The sequence below is a fragment of the Anaerovibrio sp. RM50 genome (genome assembly GCF_000622005.1).
In the GTDB taxonomy this organism is placed as follows: domain Bacteria; phylum Bacillota; class Negativicutes; order Selenomonadales; family Selenomonadaceae; genus Anaerovibrio.
In genome coordinates this window covers 285,623-305,622 of the sequence record NZ_KK211383.1, presented here as the reverse complement: position 1 = coordinate 305,622, position 20,000 = coordinate 285,623, and the positions used below count along the sequence as shown (strand labels likewise).

Here is a 20,000-nt window from a genome sequence, read left to right as displayed (position 1 = left end):
AAGGTATAGCAAGAAAAAGATTTCTTAACGCTCGTCACTCAATGTTCACCCCAACAGCCACCTGCGCCATTATATGTAACCTACTATGCTAGTTAATTTTACAAGGATAAGTATTTTACTTGTCCTCTTTTTTTATGCTTGGTATAATGAAACGATGTGGTAAAATCCACATTTTGCAATATATGATTTTGAAAAGAGGACTTTTAAATGCGCATATCACGCAAACGGCGTAGAGATTATACACGTGTATATATAATTGGGGCTATTGTCTGCACTTTTTTGGTGGCAGCCCTGGCCCATTATTTCCTTGATAATAAGGAGGCTCCGGTTCAGCCTGCGGTTTCCGAGGCGGGGATTGAGAAAAATGACGATGTACTTCACATCATGATTATGGGAGTGGACCGGCGCATTGATGATACCGGCCGCAGCGATACCCTGATGGTGCTTACAGTGAACAAGGAAACGGGGAAGACGGAGCTAATGTCGGTGCCCCGTGATACCAGGGTGAAAATTGAGGGCCATGGCTATGATAAGATAAATCACGCTTACGCCTACGGGGGCCACATGCTGACCCGTAGCACGGTGGAAAAACTCCTGGGGATTCCCATGGATTATTACGTGCTTGTAGATTTAAGCTCCTTTGAAAATATTATTGATGCCCTGGACGGCATTGATATCGACGTGGAAAAGCGAATGTATTACGAGGACCCTTGGGATGATAACGGGGGACTTGTCATTGACCTGTATCCGGGCATGCAGCACATGACCGGGGAGAAGGCCATTCAGTACGTGCGCTTCCGTGATGGCGAGGGAGATATTGGCAGAATCAATCGTCAGCAGCATTTTATGAAGGCGGTTATGACCAAGATGATTCACCCTTCCACCTTGCCGAAGCTGCCGAAGATTATTGAGGTTATCAGCAAGTCTTTGGAGACGGATATGCCATTGTCGGAGATGCTTTCCCTTTCCCAGCTTCTCCCGCAGGTTCGTGAGCAGGGTCTGGAATCCGAGATGATACCGGGAACCCCGGCATTTCTTGATGATATAAGCTACTGGCTGCCTGATATTATGGGCCTCCGTGAAATGGTGGCAGAGGAAATGGGCAAGGAGCTGGACGATAATGCCCGTCAGAATGCGGAGACTGAGAAGAAAAAATACGATGAATCCTTGCCAAAGGGCATTGTGAGCCTGACGGAGGGCACTGTGGCCAAGAAGAACAAGGCTGATAAGACCAATGAGAGCAAGGGCAAGGAGAATAAGGAGATTCCGGAGTCAGAGAAAACCAACAAAAAGCCTTCCAGAAAGGCGGAGGGGCCAGGACAGATTGCAGTGCTGGTTATTAATGACAGCGGCGTCAATGGAGCCGGTGCCAGAATGGTTAATAAGCTTAGGAATCAGGGCTTCAACGTTACAGGAGTGGACACGGGTCATAAGAGCGATCGTGAACACACCATTATCGTTACAGATGAATCAAATGTAAACTGGTTCTACGGCATGCCGTTCCCATGCACCATTATGGACGGTGCTGACCCGATGGAGGCCGTGGTTTACGTGGGCAAGGATTTTGAGTGATATAGAGAAAGGAACGCGGGATAAGCGTGGGAACAATTAAGGTTACTGGCCTGTCCAAGGCCTTTGGTATAGACGAGTTATTTAATGATGTGAGCTTTGAAATAAAGCGTGGGGAGCGTGTGGGCTTCGTGGGGGCCAATGGGGCCGGCAAGTCCACTTTGATGAAGTGCCTTTTGGGCAAAGATGAATACGACAAGGGAACCATTGCCATGGATCCTGTGGACACCATTGGTTACGTGGAGCAGCAGGCTGATATGGAGGTGAAGGGTACCCTCTATGAGGAGCTGAAAAGTGCCTTTGCGGATGTGATGGCCCTGGCTGCCACCAAGGAGGCCCTGGAGGCTGAGCTGGCGGAAAAGCATGACGAGGAAAAGCTGGCCCAGTATGGCCGCATTGTGGAGCGGTTTGAACACATGAGGGGCTACGATTTCGAGAGCAGTATCCGCCGTACCGCCTTTGGCCTGGGTTTTACTGAGGAGGATTTTGACCGCAGGGTGGAGCATTTTTCCGGGGGTCAGCGCACCCGTGTATGCCTTGCCAAGGCCCTTTTGCGTGAGCCGGATTTCCTCTTTCTGGACGAGCCCACCAACCATCTGGACATTGAGATGATCGAGTGGCTGGAGGGATTTTTGCAGAGCTACACCGGCGGCGTATTGATTATTTCCCATGACCGTTTCTTTTTGGACAAGGTCACCAATCGCATTTTTGAGATTGAAAACAAAGAACTTACTGCTTACGAAGGCAATTATTCCTATTACATGAAGGTGAAGGAGCAGCGCCGGGCGGCCCAGCTTACAGCCTACGAAAAGCAGCAGGAGTACATAAAAAAGACTGAGGATTATATCCGCAAATACAAGGCTGGTATTAAATCCAAACAGGCCCGGGGACGTCAGAGTCAGCTTAATCGCCTGGAGCGTATTGTGAAGCCGGCTGAGACGGCGGCCTTCAATTATTTTGCATTTAATGTCCCGGCTGAATGCGCCCAGAGGGTGGCGGAGCTGGAGGATATTTCCTATAAATTCCCGGACAAAACCCTTTTCGAGCACGTTGATGTGCTCATAAGGAAGGGGGACGGGGTGGCTATTGTGGGCCCTAACGGCGCGGGGAAGACTACCCTTCTCCGGTTGCTGGTGGGAGAGCTGGAATCCCCAACGGGGCGGCTGAAGATTGGCTCCAGAGTCAAGATTGGCTATTTTTCCCAGCAGCATGAGGGCCTTCACATGGAGCGTACCCTGTTGGATGAAATGCTTTACGAATACGGACTTGACGAGGAGCAGGCCAGACGTTATCTGGGGGCCTTTTTGTTCCGTGGGGACGAGGTTTTCCGCGTTATCGGTGATCTTTCTGGCGGTGAGCAGTCCCGTCTTGCCTTCCTTAAGCTGATGATGACGGGGGCAAATTTCCTGATACTGGACGAGCCTACCAACCATTTGGATATTCCCGCCAAGGAGGCGGTGGAGGAGGCTTTGTCCACCTTCCCGGGGACCTATATTACCGTGTCCCATGACCGATATTTTCTTGATAAGGTGGCAAACTGCGTGCTGGAGCTTTCTGACGGGAAGCTGCGGGAGTATGATGGGAATTACAGCTATTATCGTGAGAAGAAGGACGAGGAGGCCAGGGAAGCGGCGGAGCTGGCTGAGGAGCAGGCAGCAAAGGACCGCATAGCCCGTGAAAAGGCCAAGTCAGAGGCAAAGGCTGAAGCGGAGGCAGAGAGGGCCAAGACCCGGGAACAGCAGGCCAGGGCTGATGCCAAGAAGGGGGCTATCCAGAGCATGAGCGACGATAAGCGGGCTCAGATGATACACCGGGCAGAGGCTCAGATTGCTACCATTGAGATGGATTTGAAGAATTTGGAGTTGACCATGAACAGCCCACAGATACAGGCGGATCCGGAGCAGAGCGTGGAAATTGCAATGGAATACGAGGCCAAGACCAAGGAATTGGATGAGTGGTATGAGAAGTGGGAGCAGCTCACCGAAGCGTGAAGTTACGGGTCCTGGCAGGGGAGGTTCTATTCATGCGCTGCGCTAGTGTCACATCAATATGGCTACAAGCTTCGATTTAGTATTGACGGTGGTGGGCCGTCAGCCACTTCATTTCGGCGTTAATAAGTGATGTGCTGATGTGCCATTTTTGAGCTACGCTTATTCATAGAATCCTCCCCTGCCAATCGCAGAAAAAGCTATTTATGCGCTGTGCCAGTGTCACATCAATATGGCTACAAGCTTCGATTTAGTATTGACGGTGGTGGGCCGTCAGCCACTTCATTTCGGCGTTAATAAGTGATGTGCTGATGTGCCATTTTTGAGCTACGCTTATTCATAGAATCCTCCCCTGCCAATCGCAGAAAAAGCTATTTATGCGCTGTGCCAGTGTCACATCAATATGGCTACAAGCTTCGATTTAGTATTGACGGTGGTGGGCCGTCAGCCACTTCATTTCGGCGTTAATAAGTGATGTGCTGATGTGCCATTTTTGAGCTACGCTTATTCATAGAATCCTCCCCGCCAATAGTAAAATATACCTTTATTTGAGGTGTTTTGTATGGAAGAACTTCAGGGTTCTGTTGAAAATATAATATTTGCCAGTTCTGACGGGCGCTTTAGTGTGTTTCGCCTGCGTCCTGATGGGCAGCGGGGCCTGGTTACTGTGACGGTGCAAATGGAACCGCCGCTGCAGGGACAGCAGCTGGAGCTGAAGGGCAATTGGGTGGAGCACCCCCGCTTTGGCCAACAGTTTAAGGCTGAGCACATGATGGTGGCGGCCCCTACTTCTCTTGAGGGCATAGAGCGTTTTTTGGCCAGCGGTGCCATTGAGGGAGTAGGCCCTGTAAATGCCAAGCGCATAGTTTCCTACTTTGGTGGAGATGCCCTGGAGATTATTGAAAAGGCACCCCACCGTCTGAAGGAAGTCAGCGGCATTGGCCCCAAGACCGCCAAGAAAATTCACGATTCTTATATGGAGAAGGCTGAGCTTCGCCAGATTATGATCTGGCTGGAGCAGCACAATGTGTCGGGAATTTATGCGGGAAAGATTTACGCCCAGTATGGTTCATTTTCCGTAGAGGTAATGGAGTCAAATCCATATCGTCTGGCGCGGGAAATAGATGGTGTGGGCTTTGCTACCTCTGATGCTATTGCGGCGGGAATCGGAATGCAGGCGGATGACCCTGTGCGGGTTTCGGCGGCCCTGGAATTTCAGCTCCAGCGCATTTCCCTCTCCGGCCATTGCTGTGTGCCGGAAAATCTCCTGGTGGACGAGGTGGAGAAGGCTCTTGGTATTCACCGTAATACTATTTGGGAAGTGATGAAGCAGGATCTGGCCACGGGAGTTCTCAACCAGGAGGTGGTGGGGGATAATATTCTGGTTTATCCGGAATACCTCTATCAGGCGGAGGTGGAAACAGCGGAGCATTTGCTGTTTTTGCAGAAAAAGGCCGAGCCCATAAATGTGGGCAATTCACTTAAATTAGTGGAGCAGTGGGAGCAGAATACGGGCATAACCCTTGCTTATAAGCAAAAAGAGGCTATACAAGGGGTACTTGAGCATGGTATCTTTGTATTGACAGGGGGGCCTGGTACGGGAAAAACCACTGTTATCCGTGGCATGATAGACATGCTGGAGGCCCAGGGAATGAAAATTATTCTGGGGGCCCCTACGGGCCGTGCGGCAAAGCGGTTAAGCGAAGCCACAGGACGTAAGGCTTCCACCATTCATCGTATGCTGGAGGCCCAGGGGGGAGATTCCTCTGAGGGGGCCATGTTTGGCAGGGATATTGATGACCAGCTGGAGGCGGATGCCATTATTTTGGATGAGGTTTCCATGATGGACATTGTGCTGATGCGCCATTTTCTGGAGGCAGTGCCGGCGGGATGCCATGTTATCCTTGTGGGTGACGTGGACCAGCTTCCGGCGGTGGGGCCGGGGTCCGTGCTGAAGGATATTCTCAGAAGTGGTGTGGTGGCCAGCGTTTGCCTTACAGAGGTTTTCCGCCAGAGCGAGGCTTCAAGCATTGTTATGAATGCCCATGCCATTAATGCGGGGCGGGTGCCGAGATTTTCCGATACTTCGGATAATCCAAACAGCGATTTTGAGTTCATAGAGCTTAATAATCCAGAGGCGGTGGAGTACCAGATTGTGAGCCTTTGCCGTGATATTCTGCCAAAGCAGGGCTATTCCCCAATGGAGGATATTCAGGTGCTTTCTCCAATGCACCGTCAGGCCTGCGGGGTGGAGAATTTAAATAAAAGGCTTCAGAGTGCCCTTAATCCTCCTGCCTCCTATAAGTCGGAATTCGTCAGCAGTATCCGCAGCTTCCGGCTGGGGGACAAGGTGATGCAGACAAAAAATAATTACGATAAGGGCGTTTTTAACGGGGATATCGGTTTCATTGAGGAAATGAGTGAGACCAGCGTTACGGCCCGTTTCGGGGATGATCTGAAGGCGGTTTATGAGAAGGCAGAGCTCAGTGAGCTGCAGCTGGCATATTGCATGAGTGTGCATAAGAGCCAGGGCAGTGAGTATTCTGTGGTGATTTTGCCCCTGGTGCCAGGGCATCGGATTATGCTCCAGAGAAATCTGCTGTATACGGCTATTACCAGAGCCAAGAAAAAGGTGATTCTGATTGGGACCAAGGCGGCGTTAAATACTGCCGTGGCCAATGACAGAACCCGCCGCCGCTACACGCTGCTGGCTGAACGCCTGGCCCATTCACTGTAGTACCAATGCCGGGGAAACATTTTTCGGCTTCGTCACTGTGCTGTAATCATCATGCACTATATTTACAGTGCTTTTTAGTTGTCGGCAGAGCCGTTCTCACATCGTGACATATATAAGTTCAGTGCCCATGATGAGCCTTCGGCAAACAGCCCAGTGACTCCAGACGAAAAAAATTCCCCCGGCTAATAAATTTAGTTACTGTACTAGAGGATTAAGCTATGCTTGAAACAATACTGAATTTTCTTTACCCACCAAAGTGTCCCGGGTGCAGGGCTTCCGTGAAGCACAACGGGCAGTGGTGTGAGGATTGTCTAAACAGAATACTTCAGCCATGGCAGCTGCCCTTGGACGATGCAATTGGGAAGATTTTTGACGGCGGCGTCATGAGTTTTTGCGATTATGAGGATCCGGTGAAGAAGCTTATTGCCGATGCCAAATTCGAGAAAAAGAAGCATGCTGTGAAGGCACTGCAGTTTTTCGTGGAAAAGGGCATGGAAAAGCTGGATTTGAAAGATATAGATATTGTGGTACCGGTGCCTCTCCATAAAAGCAAAATAAAACAGCGGGGTTTTAATCAAAGCGTGCTGTTTTTTGAGGATGCCCTGAAAAATTCCGGACTGGAAATCTGGGAGGTGCTGCGGCGGGTCCATGAAACCCGTCCTCAGTTTGGACTGAAATTTGCCGAGCGCAAGAAAAATATTAAAGGTGCCTTTGCAGTGGCAGATAAAAAGCACCGTCGTCTGGTTAAGGGCAAGAGAGTGCTTTTGGTGGATGATATCTTTACCACAGGTGCCACCTTTGCTGAGTGCGGGAAGGTGCTGCGGGATGCCGGGGCAAAACAGATTTTTGGGCTGGTAATAGCATCTGGTCATAAATAATCAATAATTCGAATAAAAATAGGCTCAAAAGAGATAATATTATATATTTTTTGGTTATCAGCTAACTTACATAAAATATTTTGCCTATGGCAAAATATTGATGATTGAGTTATAATAAAAACGTTCTCTCAAAAAGACGATTGATGGTATAATATAGTCAAGAATATATTTAGAGCAGATATAGAAAAGCGAATCGGGAGTGATTATTATGAATAAGCTGAAGAATTGTCCGGAGTGCGGAAAGCTTTATTTAGAGGTTGGCCAGAAGATGTGTCCGGCTTGCTACGATCTGGAGCTGGAGCAGGAGCAGATTGTACATACTTATGTTCGCGATCATGATAAATGCAGTATTACCCAGATTGTTGAGGAAACTGGCGTTAAGGAGAAGGTTGTTCTTCGTATGCTGAAAAATGGCCGTTTCATCAACAGCGGTGGTGCGGTTATTACTTATCCGTGCGAAAAGTGCGGCGAGGAAATTTACACTGGCCGTTTCTGTGAAAAGTGTTCCCAGGATTTGCTGGATCAGGCTGCAAAGCTGGAGTCCAAGAAGGCTGCAGCAGCTGCTGCCAAGGTGGACCGCAGCCGTACTATGTACAATGCTGGCAGGGATTTCCGTCAGTAAAATTGGCTTTGTTTAACAGGGGAAATTCCCATGGAATTTGCCCTGTTTTAGCGTGAAATAAAGTATTTTTTCAGATTTTTTTGATTTACTCTTATATAAGAAGATATTTTTAAAAACAGGATTTAAGGATCCTGTTTTTTTTTTCGATAAAAGATTAGAACCTGAGTAGAGGCTAGAAGTGTCTCCTTTTGTAAATAGAAATCAGGTCATAATTTTAGAAAAAGGACGGTGAAATACCATGATTATAAACAATAACCTTCAGGGAATTGCAAGTGTTTATGCAAACCATCGCAGCACCAACAAGGTGGCTCACACTGAGCGCGAGGAGGTTAGGGGTGACGAGATTCACATTTCCTCCAAGGCCCAGAATGCCAGTGAGATGCTGAAGAAGCTCAATGCTATGGATGATGTCCGTTCTGACCGTGTGGCAGAATTGGAGAACATGATTGCTGCGGGCAATTACCACGTAAGCAGCTATGACTTGGCATCAAGCATGTTGAATTGCCGTTTCTAAACGGGTGGCTTTGCCAGAGAGGTGGGATGCATCGAAATGTGGCAGGATTTAGCAAAGGTTATAGCCACACTGATAACTGAGTATCAGAAGCTCCAGAAGCTGGGCGAGGAGAAACGCTCAGTTTTGGCGGCAGTGGATCTGAAATCCTTGGAGAAAATAGTCCTCCAGGAGCAGACTATCATTGAAGAAATCAATAAAGCAGAAAATAAGCGTCAAGATGTGATAAACCAGCTGGCGAAGCAATACGTTAAGATACACCCTGACATGGTGATGAAGGATGTATGGAATCAATGCAGAGACGACAAGATGCGTGACGTACTGGAGCGTACCCATAAGACACTGGAAGACGTTGTTAAGAAGGTTCAGGCGCTTCAGGAGAATAACGAGATTATGATATCCGCAGCTTTGAACGTTATCAACTTCAAGCTTAATCAGCTTGGGGGCACTGCAGTGGAACCATCCTATGGCCAGTCGGGACAGGAAAAAGTGACTCACGAAAAGAACTTTGATCTTGAGGTGTAGTATGAAGGATATAATCGATATTCTTCGCCAGCAGCTTATTTTGTTGGGCAGACTATTGGAGCTGGCAAAATCACAGAAGGAAAAACTGGTTCACACCGACGCAGAAGCAGCAAGGAAGCTGTCTGCTGAGATGGAACCAATAATGATAGAGATAAGCAGCCTGGACAAGCGAAAAGATGCCATTATGGCGGAGTCCAATTCCCGGAATCTGACGGATTGGCTGGAAAAACAGCCATTATCCCAGGAGAAGGGGGTGCTCCGTGCATTGCTTGTTAAACAGGAAGATTTATTGCAGGAGTTGAAGGGAATCAACTCCAAAAATATGCAGTTTTTAGATAGACATACAAAATTTATCGACTATAGCATCAATGTAATGACCCAGACCAGTGCGGGGGTGACCTACGGAACACCGGGCGATAACGGTGGGATGCCTGTTCAGGGGAGAAAGATGTTTGATACCGGAGTCTGAGGGCTCAAGTAAAAAACATTTTAGACAGGAGAGAGAATTATGTTAAGCACATTTCATGGCCTCAATACCATGGTAAGTGGTATTCAGAACAATAGAGTAGGCTTAAACACAGTAGGTCACAATATCAGTAATTCCAGCACTGAGGGGTATTCCCGTCAGCAGTTAAATTCAGTAGCTACTCGTTCACAGACCGTCTGGTCCTATTCCAGGGCCAATCAGATTGGCAGCGGCGTTGGCGTATACAGCATAGCCCGTGCCAGGGATATTTACGCAGACCGCCAGTATTGGAAGGAAAATACTACTGATGGCTATTACAACGCCAAGGCAAGAAACTATTCCAAGCTGGAGACAATTTTCAACGATTCTGATGACAATTCATTGCAGGCGTCCATGGAAAAATTCTACAGGGCATGGGTGGATTGCTCCACCACTGCAAGTACCGCATCCAGCCGTCAGAACGTAATCAATGCAGGATACAATTTTGCTGAGACTCTCAATGCAACAGCAACCCAGGTTCAGTCCCAGATTGAATCCGTGTACGAAGAGATTATTCTCAGCGTTGATAATATAAATAGTATGACAGACAGGGTAACTGTACTGAACGGCCAGATTATGGAAATGGAAGCCAATGGCTCCAACGCCAATGACCTTCGTGACCAGCGTGATTTGCTGGTGGACCAGTTATCCAAGATAATGCATATAAGTGTTAACGAAACTCCAAATGGTATGTATAATCTGGTTTGCAACGGTACCACCATTGTAAACGGAACCAGCAAGGTTACCATTGCAGTTTCCAAGCCTTTAAATAATGAAGTTTATGGTATCAGCGATTACACCCTTAATATAAAGGAATCCGATATACCATTTAACCCTGGAAATGGCGAGCTGTATGGCCAGATTCAGTCCATATATGAGGACAAGGAGTATCTGGACAGATTGGCCAATATGGCAGGCTTCCTCCTGACAAGCCTCAATGCACAGCATAAGGCTGGTTACACCCTTGAGGAAACCACCGCTGGTACTACTACCACAATTAAAAAGGGTGATAATTTCTATGGTGAGACTGGTGCATCCTATGTCTGGGATAGTACTAATACAGATGATTTGCACATGACCAAAACGAGTGGTGGTGTAACAACTTCCATGCGTGGTATCCAGATTATTAAGGAGCTCACTATTAACCAGGATTTAACTGCCACCGATGGTCATAAGTTATTGGCAGCCCGTTCTGGAACTGCTACAGATACAACAGGTGCAGACCCTGCTCCTGGCGCTTCATCCTCTGATAAGAGTGATGTAAATGGTGTAGCTGATGGTTCCAATGCCGTATGGATCAGTACGCTGTTTAACTGCGTTTTAAAAAATACAGGTCAGGCGGCTCAAACTGAAGGATTAAATCCAAGTGCCGGCAAGCGTGCCATTGGTGATGAGTCCTTCTACAGCTACTATAATACCAGCATGACCACACTGGGTTCCGCCACTGAGAATATGAATAACAAGGTGGAATTCCAGAGTGACCTTATGACCCAGATTGAAAATTTGCGTGAAGCCACCTCCGGTGTAAACTGGGATGAGGAGCTTACAAATATGATTACTTTCCAGCAGGGCTATGCAGCCTGCTCCCGTTGCCTTACCACCATGGATGAAATGCTTGACAGGCTTATTAACAGCACTGGTGTAGTAGGCAGATAATAACGGATAAGAAAGGTTAAGGTATAGATTATGCGTATTAGCAGCACAATGATGACCCATAATTATCTGAAGCAGCTGAATGGCTCTTATGAGACCTACACCAAGCTCTTTGAGCAAAGTGACGGCAAGAAGCTCCACCGCGCTTCCGATGATTCCGTTGGTTATTCCAAATATTTAAGATATCAGAATTCCCTTACCAACGTGCAGCAGTTCCAGGATGACATTACCACTGCAGTTTCCTGGATGAAGAACAGCGACGCAGCTCTTATTAATGTAACTGAACGCATGAAAGAATTTAAGGGGAAGGTTGTTGCAGCTGGTAACTCCACCAATAACGAGGACGATATGCACGATATTGCCAAGGAACTGTTGGCAAGTGTGCAGGAAGTGGTGGCTGATATGAATGCCCAGATTGGTGACAGATATTTATTCTCCGGCCAGTCTGATACCACCATGCCATTCCGTATTTCTGACAGCCCGGAGCAGCGTGGCGAGACCAAGACCCTCAGCGAAGCCCAGCAGGATTTTTTCTACACAGCCAGTGATAAGCCGACTGTAACCCAGATGTTGAAGTTAAAGGGGACTAATGCGGACGGCAGCGATGCTGGTTACTACTATTTAAATGTAACTGATGGCAAAGTATATTCCCAGGAGTTTATGGAAAATGGCTTCAAGGACAGGGTAGCTAAGGGCCAGAAACATGTAGTAGCTGGTGATGAGGCTGGCTCTGTAGCGAGTTTTGATCCCAGCACTGGTGGCACAGACACTGTAAGTAAGTATTTTGATAAAAATGGTGTTATTAACCATAATGGAACATCCTTCTCTGCTACCATAAGTGTCGATGGGCAAAACGTTACGCTGAAATTTTCTACATCTGCCCAGTATATTGTGAGTTATGAAGGGGATGCCAAGTATATTTCCATGGTTAAGAAAACCGGTGGTATAGACAGGGCTACTGATTCTGTAAATCAGACAGGTCAGGATGTATTTGGCAGTGATATTTTTGATACTCCGGGATTAAGCTATACAGGTGGCACTGCTTCTGGTACAGCAATGCTCAATGAGCTGCTATATACAGTGTCCAAAATTGAAGCAGCAGATTATCATTGGGCAGCCAATGATGGCCTTACTATCAGTGATGCAGCCCATGCCCAGGTTCTGGGGGCGCAGACCACCATGGCAGCCCGTCAGCAGGCCTATACGGCAGCATCTGATATGCTCACCACTCAGGATGAGTCCATTACCAGCGATATTACTGATGTTTCCAGCACAGACGTGGCATATCTTGCCACCAAGCTTATGGAGTATCAGACTATTTACAGCTTGTCCTTGTCAGTGGGGTCCAAGATTCTCCCTGGTACTTTGGCAGATTACCTACATTAATAATGTAGATTAATTTTTCGATGATATAAAAAAGAGGTGAATACCATGCTGGCAGAAATGAAATATCTTAATATATCCCATGAGCTGCCCCAGATAAGTATTCATCAGGAGCAGCCCAGGGCCATAAAAAACACCTTTCGTCCTGCAGAGTTGCACCGACATTATGATCCACCATTGGCGGACGTGGCCGCCACCCAGGTGGAGATAGATATTGACACCTATAACAGCCGCAAGACCTATGGCTTTTTGAATCATGACGATTTTGCAAAAAAATATGGCGGTGAAGGCTTCAGCGACGTACAGGCAAATACATCGAGACTTACCCAGTCTGGCTGGAATTTTGCCAAGAATGGGGCACATCCTGGGGCCAATCTTATAGGGAATGAAGCCAGATCACGGCTGAGAGGCGAGATTTTACAGTGGCCAAAATGGGAGGCTGTAAAGATTCCGGATCCTGTAATTACAGTTCATCCATCAGAGATAAAGGGAAGGATGGATCCTGGCAGTGATACCACCAGCATCAAGAGTACAGCTACTCCGGAGATTGAAAATCGTCCGGGATCGGCCCAGACCACCTTGGCGAGAAAGGGTTATGTAAATCAGTGGATTTCAGTAGGCCACTATGATATGAGGGTATGATAGGGTGCGGAGCACCCGGATGAGGTTTATACATTGGAGGACGTAAATGAGAAAGCTTAATACTACCAGATTTGGTGAAATCGAAGTTGAAGAGAAGTCTATCGTTACCTTTGAACATGGCATTCCCGCATTTGAGGATGAGAGGGATTTTGCCATTCTCCCATACGATGAGGAGAGCCCGTATCTGTTTTTACAGTCAGCAGCCACACCAGAACTGGCCTTTCTCATGACAGATCCATTTGTATTTTTCCCGGATTACACCTTCGAGTTGGATGATGCCAGCATGGAAGCACTGGATGTTACCAATGATACAGATGTGCTGGTTTGTTCACTTATTACTATACCGCCAACGGGCGTAAAAAATATGACCACAAATCTTCTGGCACCAATAGTGATAAACCAGTCCAATATGAAGGCAAAACAGGTTGTGTTGGAAAAGTCAAGCTACACAACGAAGCATAGACTGTTCCCAGAGGAAAAGGGGGAATAGAATATGCTGGTACTTACGCGACACCCGAAGCAACAGATTATGATCGGGGATGACATAGTTATCAATATTGTTGAGGTAAATGGCGACAATGTGCGTATAGCCATCGACGCCCCTCGCAGTGTAAAGGTCTACAGAGGCGAAATCTATAAAGTCATCAAGGATGAAAATCGCAAGGCAGCGGCTCCGGCAGACAACATAGATTTGTCTCAGGCGTTACCGAAATAAAGGATTATAATATTTTTTCTATGGAGGGATTCAAAGTGGTAGGAAGCATTTCAGACATGACAGCTGCGGCAGTTGTTGTTTCAGCAATGGACAATGGGGCTAGCCAGAAGAGAACAGTGGAGCCAGTTGAAAGCAAAGTGGCACCTGTTGATATAAAAGCAGATGAGGCCAGCACCCTTGACAAGATTACTGCAAACCAGGACGCAGGCAAAGCAGACAACGAACAAAAGGAAGAAGATCCAAAGCGTCAGGCCTTGGACAATATCAATGAGAAATTTGTCAGCGAAATGACAAAGGAACTCAACGAGCTTATGAGCAAGCTCAATTGTGATCTGGAATTTCAGTATCACAAGGAAGTAAATGTAATGTCTGTCAAGATGATTGACAAAAAGACAAATGAGGTTATTAAGGAATACCCACCTGAAGAAATGGTAGAGGGTATGATAAAGGCTCAGGAATGGCTGGGTGCTTTCCTCGATCGTAACGCGTAAAAGGGGGTCCTTAAAATGGGCGTAAACGGAATTTATGGCTTGTCAGGCTCAGGTCTGGACATTGAATCCCTGGTAAAAATGGGCATGTCCTCCAAAAACAAGCAGTATGACAAGCTGGAATCGCAAGAAATTGCAAACACGTGGCTCAAGGAAGCCTACAATGATGTATATATGGACATGACCACCTATAAGTATGGTACTCTGTCCACTTATAAGATGCAGTCCAACATGAACGCCATGCAGGCATCCAGCTCCAACACCGGCGTGGTAACTGCCACAGCTAATGGTGCGGCCGCGGCCATGAACCATACTGTTACTGTTGAGTCCGTGGCAAGTAATGCTTATTTGCTGACGACTCAGGACAGTTCTGGGAAAAATCTTGGTGTTACCAGAAACAACACTGAAGCACAGACCAGTAACAAACTGGCAGATGTTATTTTCAAGGGCTTTACAAAGCTTAGTGAGTCGGATGAGCATGGTGGTTATTACAATGTTAATTTGGCTGATGGTACAGGCATCAATGTAAATGGCGATGACATTGCCATTTCATTGAAGTTAAAGGATACTGCGGGCAGTGATACGGAGTATACTCTTACCTATACTTATGATGATTTATTTAAGGATGAAAAGACTCTGAATGATTTTGCCAGTGCTATTGCCAGAACTGGTGCCAACATTCAGGGTGGTTATGATACTGCCAATGATTCCTTCAGTCTTTACAACAAGACCAGCGGTAAGGACAATGTTATTGACATTACCGTAGGAAACAGTAATACAGTAACCTTGTTTAATAATTTAAACTTGGGCGCAGTTGATGCACTTGATGGCAGTATTGGCGGAAAAATTACCTTCCAGGAGCCAACAGTTATGCCAACAACAGTGGCATCTGTGGATCTCACTTCTATTGAAGGCACTGCCCAATCAACCAGTATGAAGGATGTATTGGGATTAACGGCTACTTCTGAGAAAAACGGTGACAATTATACCATCACTGTTAAGGACAAGAATAACCAAGTTTTAGGTACTTTTACCACTGATGCTGATGGCAATCCGGTTGGTAATGAGGCCGATGCTACTGCATTTTCCATGAACCTTAGTGATGGAACAACCAGTGCTGAGGTTAAGTTTACACTTGGTGAGTTATTCAGCCTCAGTGAAGTTGGAAGTAAATCCAGTTTAAGTGGCAATGCAGGTCTCGATGATTTGGCTGCAAAAATTAATACAGCCGCTGAAAGTGCTGGCATGAAAATAACTGCCCAATATGATGCTATTAAGGACAGCTTCTCATTGAGCAATCCAGCAGGGCAGGCAGAGCTTACTGCTAATGGAACTGGTGTAAATCAGGGTGTGGCTGATCAGTTGATTAATAGTCTGAATCTGGCTACCAGCCCAAGTCTTACTTATCTGACAACTACTAATAGCAATAATTTGGCAGATATATTCAGTCTCGCCACTGGAATTAAGAAGACTCCGGTGGCCGGCGCATCCGAAACTTATACATTGTCTGTGCGAGATTCTGCCAATAATACTGTTGTAGTGGGTACACAGACTGGGACCAATGTCGAGTTTACAAGTAACCCAGACCTGCAAAGTAAGAAAGATGAAATCTTATTTAGCTTTGATATCAGCGATGGTACCAATTCTACTACAGTAAATATTACCTACGGCGATATCGTTGATTATTCTGCACTCGATTACAATGGCGGAAACAATTTGGCTGTTACCTCATCTACTGGCAATATTGTTCAACAGGGAAGCACTAAGCCAGAAACCACGATGAGAAATCCGTCCAATAACCTTAGTGCTTTGGCGGCTAAGATTAATAAAGCGGCTGAGGCTGCTCACTTAAACATTGAGGCCAAATATGATAATGGTAATTTTAGCCTGCTAAATACCAATGGTTCTGTTACCATTACCAATATTGCCAATGCTAATGGTAAAACAGTGGATGTGTCTGGTGGGTTGAACCTCCAGCCAGGGAATACCACTAGCATGGCATACAAGACCTCAACTGGTATTACCCGTGTAACTGCCACCAGCTCTGATGACAGTTTGGCATCTAAATTAGGCCTTACCGCTCAAATGAAAGATGGTGTTTTGACGGTTAAAAAGGCAGATGGTAACAGCGAAACAGTTAATACTACTGATATAGCCTTTACCTTAAAGGTGGGTAATGGTACCAGTGAAGAAACTGTTGAATTTTCGTATGCTGATCTGTTTGACACCACTGGTTCCGGTACTCTCAAGGGAACGGCTGATTTCAGCAGCTTGGTTGGTAAGATCAATGCCAAAACTGGTGATACAGGTGTAACAGCGTCCTATGATTCTGCCACTGGAAAGCTTACTCTTAACAATGCGGCCGGTGATGCTGTATTAACAGGAGGCGATGCTTTGGGTAGTGCTTTGGTATCCAAGATGGGCATTGCTGAAATTGAGGCATCCAAGCAGTACAAGGAGGAACAGGGCCAGTTACATATTTGGGCAGGCACCAATGCCTCTGTGAAGATTGATGGCAAGACCTATGACAATGATACCAACAAGCTTACAGTGGCTGGTGTTACCTATACTTTCCTTGATAGCACTAAAGATGTGGTTGGGAAAAAAGTTACAGTCAGCGTAAGTCAGGATACTGACAAGATTGTTGATTATGTAAAGAGCTTTGTTGATGACTATAACAAGCTCCTCGATTCCCTTAATGAAAAGCTTTCAGAGAAGAAATATTCCGACTATAAGCCTCTAAGCAAGCGCCAAGAGGATGAAATGACGGAAAAGCAGATAGAAAAGTGGAACGAGAAGGCCAAGTCAGGTCTCCTTTATCACAACAGCGAAATCCAAAGTCTGGTAAGTGCCATGCGTGAAGCCATCTATACCAAGGTGGATGCAGTGGAAAGCGAGTACAATACCCTGTCTTCCATTGGTATTACCACTACCAATACTAAGGGGCATCTTACCCTTGATACGGACAAGCTGAAGAAGGCTTTGGCGGCTGATCCGGACTGCGTTTATCAGCTATTTGCTTCCGATCAGGACAGCTCTTACATTGCCGGGTCCACCAACAAAAACAAAATTACAGATGCCCAGAAGAGAGTGGATTATGCCAATACTGGTATAGCCAACAGATTGGATAGCGTTATGACTACCCACATGAAGAAGATTTCTGATATTGCGGGTACCTCCAAGGATACTGATGACCAGAGTTACCTTGGCAAGCTCATAACCCAGATGCAGAGCAAGATGGAGTCCTTCAAGACATTGATGACCTCCTACGAGAACAAGCTCTATAAGCGCTATGATGCTATGGAGGTGGCTTTGTCCAAACTCAATATGCAGCTTGGCTATATTAGTGGATCATTTTCCTGATAGTTAGGAGATTTGTATTATGATGAATAATGCTGCAGAAGCATATAAACGCCAGCAGGTTATGACTGCTACCCCCGAGGCCCTTACCCTTATGTTATATGATGGCTGTCTTCGCTTTATGAAGGAGGGGCTGGAGGCCATGGAACAGAAAAAGTGGGAGCAGTGCAATACCTCTCTTCAGAAGGCTGAGAATATCATTAATGAGTTCCGTGTAACCTTGGATATGAAATACGAGATTGCCCATCAGCTGATGCCTCTATATGATTATGTATATAATTCATTGGTGGAGGCCAATATGAGGAGCAAGCCGGAAAAGGTAACTGAGTGCATGGATATTATAAAGGAGCTGCGCTCTGCATGGGCTCAGGCCATGATTAAGGCCCGGAAGGAAAAAGGAGCATCTTAATATGGATGATAAGCCTCGTTTTTCAGAAAAGGAAATATGGGAGAAGTATCTGGAGCTTACCAAGGATTTGCTGAAGTTTATCGATCAGGAGGAGATTGATACCTTTTTGGACATGGTTGACCAGCGTCAACAGCTTATGGAAATGCTCCAGGCCCTTCCGGATCATGAATTTGCCCGCAGCCCGGAGGGGACAGCATTGCGGGAGAAAATTAAGCCCATGGATATGCAGATAATGTACAAAGCCCGCTCCTGGCTGAACAAATCCCGTCATAATAATGAAACTGTTAAGTCTTATGATATGACAAGTTATATGGCGGCTGGTAATATGTTTAACCGAGAATATTAATTCTCTTGGTTATAAATATTTATTTTAATCTAGTGGCAAGGAAGCCACTATAGACAAGACAAGGAGGAATATATTATGGCTATGGTTGTAAAGAACAACATGTCCGCAATCAACACATTGAACACCCTGAACAAGAATACCAATGCGTTGAAGAAGAGCCTGGAAAAAGTTTCTTCCGGTATGAAAATCAACAGCGCTGCTGATGATGCTTCCGGTTATGCTATTTCCGAAAGAATGCGGGTTCAGATCCGTTCATTGGATCAGGCAAATCAGAATGCCCAGAACGGCGGTTCTATGATGAAGGTTGCCGAGGGTGCTGTAAGCTCAACTGTTGAAATTTTGAAGACCTTGAAGGAAAAGGCAGTTAACGCAGCCAACGATACCAACACTGACGCTGACCGCGCTACTATCCAGAAGGAGCTTGACCAGTCCATTGACCAGATCAATGACAACGCAAACGTTACCTTCAATGGCCAGTATCTGGTAGATGGTTCCCATAACAAGAAGACCACTCAGACCACTACTGCTATGACCAATCAGAGCCTTTCCACTGAGACTGCCACCGGTACTGCCCTGACAGCTCTGAAGGCCCGCAATGGTGATGATCTTAATATTCAGTCCACTGATACTGTCACTGTATCCTATGTTAAGGATGGCAAGACCTATACTTCTTCCATGACTGTAGGTACCGGCACTACCCTGGCAGGGGCAATTTCCACCTTGACCTCCGGTAATGTAGTTGCTTCCGGCTCCAGCTCACGTATAGGTATTGATGGTTCCAGCAATGTGGTTTACACAGCCTCCGGACAGAGCGGTATCACCCTTAACTCCGCTTCTGGTGGTATTGATGGCCAGATTGCCGGCTTCACCATGTACATTACCGACAATAAGGGTAATGTTAACAAATCTGCCAATGCTTCACTGGATGCATTTGACGAGTCCATCCGTGCCCAGAACAAGTCTGAGGACAATTCCATCGTTCTCCAGATTGGCACCAAGGCAGCACAGTCCATAAATGTTGGCCTTACTGATATGAAGGCAACTGCTCTGGGCCTCCAGGGTAAGGATGGTTCCACCTTGTCCGTAGGTAATCAGGAGAAGGCCAATGCAGCTATTAACGCTCTTGATGCAGCTATTCAGAAGGCTCTGGATCAGCAGACCACCATCGGTGCCGCTGAGTCCCGTCTGGAGTACACACAGGCCAACCTGACCACTGCAAGTGAGAACGTAACCAGTGCAGAGTCCGTAATCCGTGATGCCGATATGGCTAAGGAAATGACTGAATACACCAAGAACAACGTTCTGCTCCAGGCCGCACAGTCCATGCTGGCCCAGGCCAACCAGAGCAGCTCCAACGTACTCAGCCTGCTCCAGTAATCGCTTTGGAATAGAAGTATCCAACGCAATAACGATTAAGCCGCTCTCCGGGGCGGCTTAATTTTAAAAAAATTTTAAAAAGCATTTAAGGGAAAGGAAATATCTCCCGATATTATTTGCAGATAGATGAAAATGAGCCAAATAATTATAAAAAAGAGCTCATTAAGTTAAAAACAGGCAAGGATGCCTGAATTGTTAAAATCAAGGAGGAATTTATCATGGCTATGGTTGTAAAGAACAACATGTCCGCAATTAACACTCTGAACACTCTGAACAAGAACACCAACGCTTT

The 20,000-nt window shown here is 46.5% G+C and carries 18 protein-coding genes; all 18 read left to right on the top strand.

What is annotated here, in order from left to right; all coding sequences use genetic code 11:
* Positions 1-207 precede the first annotated feature (207 nt).
* The 18 genes from T525_RS0112700 (at position 208) to T525_RS0112615 (ending at position 19,708) form a co-directional block, all read left to right on the top strand.
* Entirely contained in the window at positions 208-1,572 is a 1,365-nt protein-coding gene (locus tag T525_RS0112700) for an LCP family protein (RefSeq protein ID WP_027407482.1), read from the top strand.
* 26 nt (positions 1,573-1,598) lie between these two features.
* The gene (locus tag T525_RS0112695) at positions 1,599-3,560 is read left to right on the top strand and encodes an ABC-F family ATP-binding cassette domain-containing protein (RefSeq protein WP_027407481.1); all 1,962 of its coding nucleotides are present in this window, start codon (positions 1,599-1,601) and stop codon (positions 3,558-3,560) included.
* 559 nt (positions 3,561-4,119) lie between these two features.
* Entirely contained in the window at positions 4,120-6,294 is a 2,175-nt protein-coding gene (locus T525_RS0112690) for an ATP-dependent RecD-like DNA helicase (RefSeq protein ID WP_037325663.1), read from the top strand.
* Between the two features lie 218 nt (positions 6,295-6,512).
* Positions 6,513-7,172: a ComF family protein gene (locus T525_RS0112685; protein WP_027407479.1), complete on the top strand. Its 660-nt coding sequence runs from the start codon at positions 6,513-6,515 to the stop codon at positions 7,170-7,172.
* Between the two features lie 208 nt (positions 7,173-7,380).
* Positions 7,381-7,794 (top strand): hypothetical protein, encoded by a 414-nt coding sequence (locus T525_RS0112680; protein WP_037325662.1) that lies wholly within the window; start codon positions 7,381-7,383, stop codon positions 7,792-7,794.
* A gap of 238 nt (positions 7,795-8,032) precedes the next feature.
* Positions 8,033-8,308, top strand: coding sequence for a flagellar biosynthesis anti-sigma factor FlgM (gene flgM / locus T525_RS15265; RefSeq protein WP_037325661.1), 276 nt, complete (start codon positions 8,033-8,035; stop codon positions 8,306-8,308).
* A gap of 36 nt (positions 8,309-8,344) precedes the next feature.
* Positions 8,345-8,830, top strand: coding sequence for a flagellar protein FlgN (locus tag T525_RS0112670; RefSeq protein ID WP_027407477.1), 486 nt, complete (start codon positions 8,345-8,347; stop codon positions 8,828-8,830).
* 1 nt (position 8,831) lies between these two features.
* A complete protein-coding gene (locus T525_RS0112665) occupies positions 8,832-9,299 on the top strand; it encodes a flagellar protein FlgN (RefSeq protein WP_027407476.1) in 468 nt (155 codons plus the stop codon).
* A 39-nt stretch (positions 9,300-9,338) separates the two neighbouring features.
* Positions 9,339-10,991, top strand: coding sequence for a flagellar hook-associated protein FlgK (flgK, locus tag T525_RS0112660; RefSeq protein WP_027407475.1), 1,653 nt, complete (start codon positions 9,339-9,341; stop codon positions 10,989-10,991).
* 30 nt (positions 10,992-11,021) lie between these two features.
* Entirely contained in the window at positions 11,022-12,374 is a 1,353-nt protein-coding gene (gene flgL / locus T525_RS0112655) for a flagellar hook-associated protein FlgL (protein ID WP_037325660.1), read from the top strand.
* 45 nt (positions 12,375-12,419) lie between these two features.
* Positions 12,420-13,013, top strand: a complete 594-nt coding sequence (locus T525_RS0112650) for a DUF6470 family protein (protein WP_027407473.1) — start codon at positions 12,420-12,422, stop codon at positions 13,011-13,013.
* A gap of 46 nt (positions 13,014-13,059) precedes the next feature.
* Complete coding sequence (fliW, locus tag T525_RS0112645) at positions 13,060-13,503, top strand: flagellar assembly protein FliW (protein ID WP_027407472.1); 444 nt, start codon at positions 13,060-13,062, stop codon at positions 13,501-13,503.
* A 3-nt stretch (positions 13,504-13,506) separates the two neighbouring features.
* On the top strand, positions 13,507-13,728 hold the full coding sequence (csrA, locus tag T525_RS0112640) for a carbon storage regulator CsrA (RefSeq protein ID WP_027397832.1): 222 nt from the start codon (positions 13,507-13,509) through the stop codon (positions 13,726-13,728).
* A gap of 35 nt (positions 13,729-13,763) precedes the next feature.
* Positions 13,764-14,219, top strand: a complete 456-nt coding sequence (locus tag T525_RS0112635; protein ID WP_051533600.1) for a flagellar protein FlaG — start codon at positions 13,764-13,766, stop codon at positions 14,217-14,219.
* 15 nt (positions 14,220-14,234) lie between these two features.
* The gene (fliD, locus tag T525_RS0112630) at positions 14,235-17,579 is read left to right on the top strand and encodes a flagellar filament capping protein FliD (RefSeq protein ID WP_027407470.1); all 3,345 of its coding nucleotides are present in this window, start codon (positions 14,235-14,237) and stop codon (positions 17,577-17,579) included.
* A gap of 19 nt (positions 17,580-17,598) precedes the next feature.
* Positions 17,599-17,985, top strand: a complete 387-nt coding sequence (fliS, locus tag T525_RS0112625; RefSeq protein ID WP_027407469.1) for a flagellar export chaperone FliS — start codon at positions 17,599-17,601, stop codon at positions 17,983-17,985.
* 1 nt (position 17,986) lies between these two features.
* Positions 17,987-18,331, top strand: a complete 345-nt coding sequence (locus T525_RS0112620) for a hypothetical protein (RefSeq protein ID WP_027407468.1) — start codon at positions 17,987-17,989, stop codon at positions 18,329-18,331.
* A 75-nt stretch (positions 18,332-18,406) separates the two neighbouring features.
* Entirely contained in the window at positions 18,407-19,708 is a 1,302-nt protein-coding gene (locus tag T525_RS0112615) for a flagellin (protein ID WP_027407467.1), read from the top strand.
* Positions 19,709-20,000: the final 292 nt, after the last annotated feature.

What these genes read in the sequence shown, in the direction of transcription:
- csrA (WP_027397832.1), top strand. Translation starts at nt 13,507, where the DNA reads ATGCTGGTACTTACGCGACACCCGAAGCAACAGATTATGATCGGGGAT.
- flgL (WP_037325660.1), top strand. Translation starts at nt 11,022, where the DNA reads ATGCGTATTAGCAGCACAATGATGACCCATAATTATCTGAAGCAGCTG.
- flgM (WP_037325661.1), top strand. Translation starts at nt 8,033, where the DNA reads ATGATTATAAACAATAACCTTCAGGGAATTGCAAGTGTTTATGCAAAC.
- T525_RS0112615 (WP_027407467.1), top strand. Translation starts at nt 18,407, where the DNA reads ATGGCTATGGTTGTAAAGAACAACATGTCCGCAATCAACACATTGAAC.
- T525_RS0112670 (WP_027407477.1), top strand. Translation starts at nt 8,345, where the DNA reads ATGTGGCAGGATTTAGCAAAGGTTATAGCCACACTGATAACTGAGTAT.
- fliS (WP_027407469.1), top strand. Translation starts at nt 17,599, where the DNA reads ATGATGAATAATGCTGCAGAAGCATATAAACGCCAGCAGGTTATGACT.
- T525_RS0112685 (WP_027407479.1), top strand. Translation starts at nt 6,513, where the DNA reads ATGCTTGAAACAATACTGAATTTTCTTTACCCACCAAAGTGTCCCGGG.
- T525_RS0112665 (WP_027407476.1), top strand. Translation starts at nt 8,832, where the DNA reads ATGAAGGATATAATCGATATTCTTCGCCAGCAGCTTATTTTGTTGGGC.
- T525_RS0112620 (WP_027407468.1), top strand. Translation starts at nt 17,987, where the DNA reads ATGGATGATAAGCCTCGTTTTTCAGAAAAGGAAATATGGGAGAAGTAT.
- T525_RS0112650 (WP_027407473.1), top strand. Translation starts at nt 12,420, where the DNA reads ATGCTGGCAGAAATGAAATATCTTAATATATCCCATGAGCTGCCCCAG.
- flgK (WP_027407475.1), top strand. Translation starts at nt 9,339, where the DNA reads ATGTTAAGCACATTTCATGGCCTCAATACCATGGTAAGTGGTATTCAG.
- T525_RS0112690 (WP_037325663.1), top strand. Translation starts at nt 4,120, where the DNA reads ATGGAAGAACTTCAGGGTTCTGTTGAAAATATAATATTTGCCAGTTCT.
- T525_RS0112680 (WP_037325662.1), top strand. Translation starts at nt 7,381, where the DNA reads ATGAATAAGCTGAAGAATTGTCCGGAGTGCGGAAAGCTTTATTTAGAG.
- T525_RS0112700 (WP_027407482.1), top strand. Translation starts at nt 208, where the DNA reads ATGCGCATATCACGCAAACGGCGTAGAGATTATACACGTGTATATATA.
- fliD (WP_027407470.1), top strand. Translation starts at nt 14,235, where the DNA reads ATGGGCGTAAACGGAATTTATGGCTTGTCAGGCTCAGGTCTGGACATT.
- fliW (WP_027407472.1), top strand. Translation starts at nt 13,060, where the DNA reads ATGAGAAAGCTTAATACTACCAGATTTGGTGAAATCGAAGTTGAAGAG.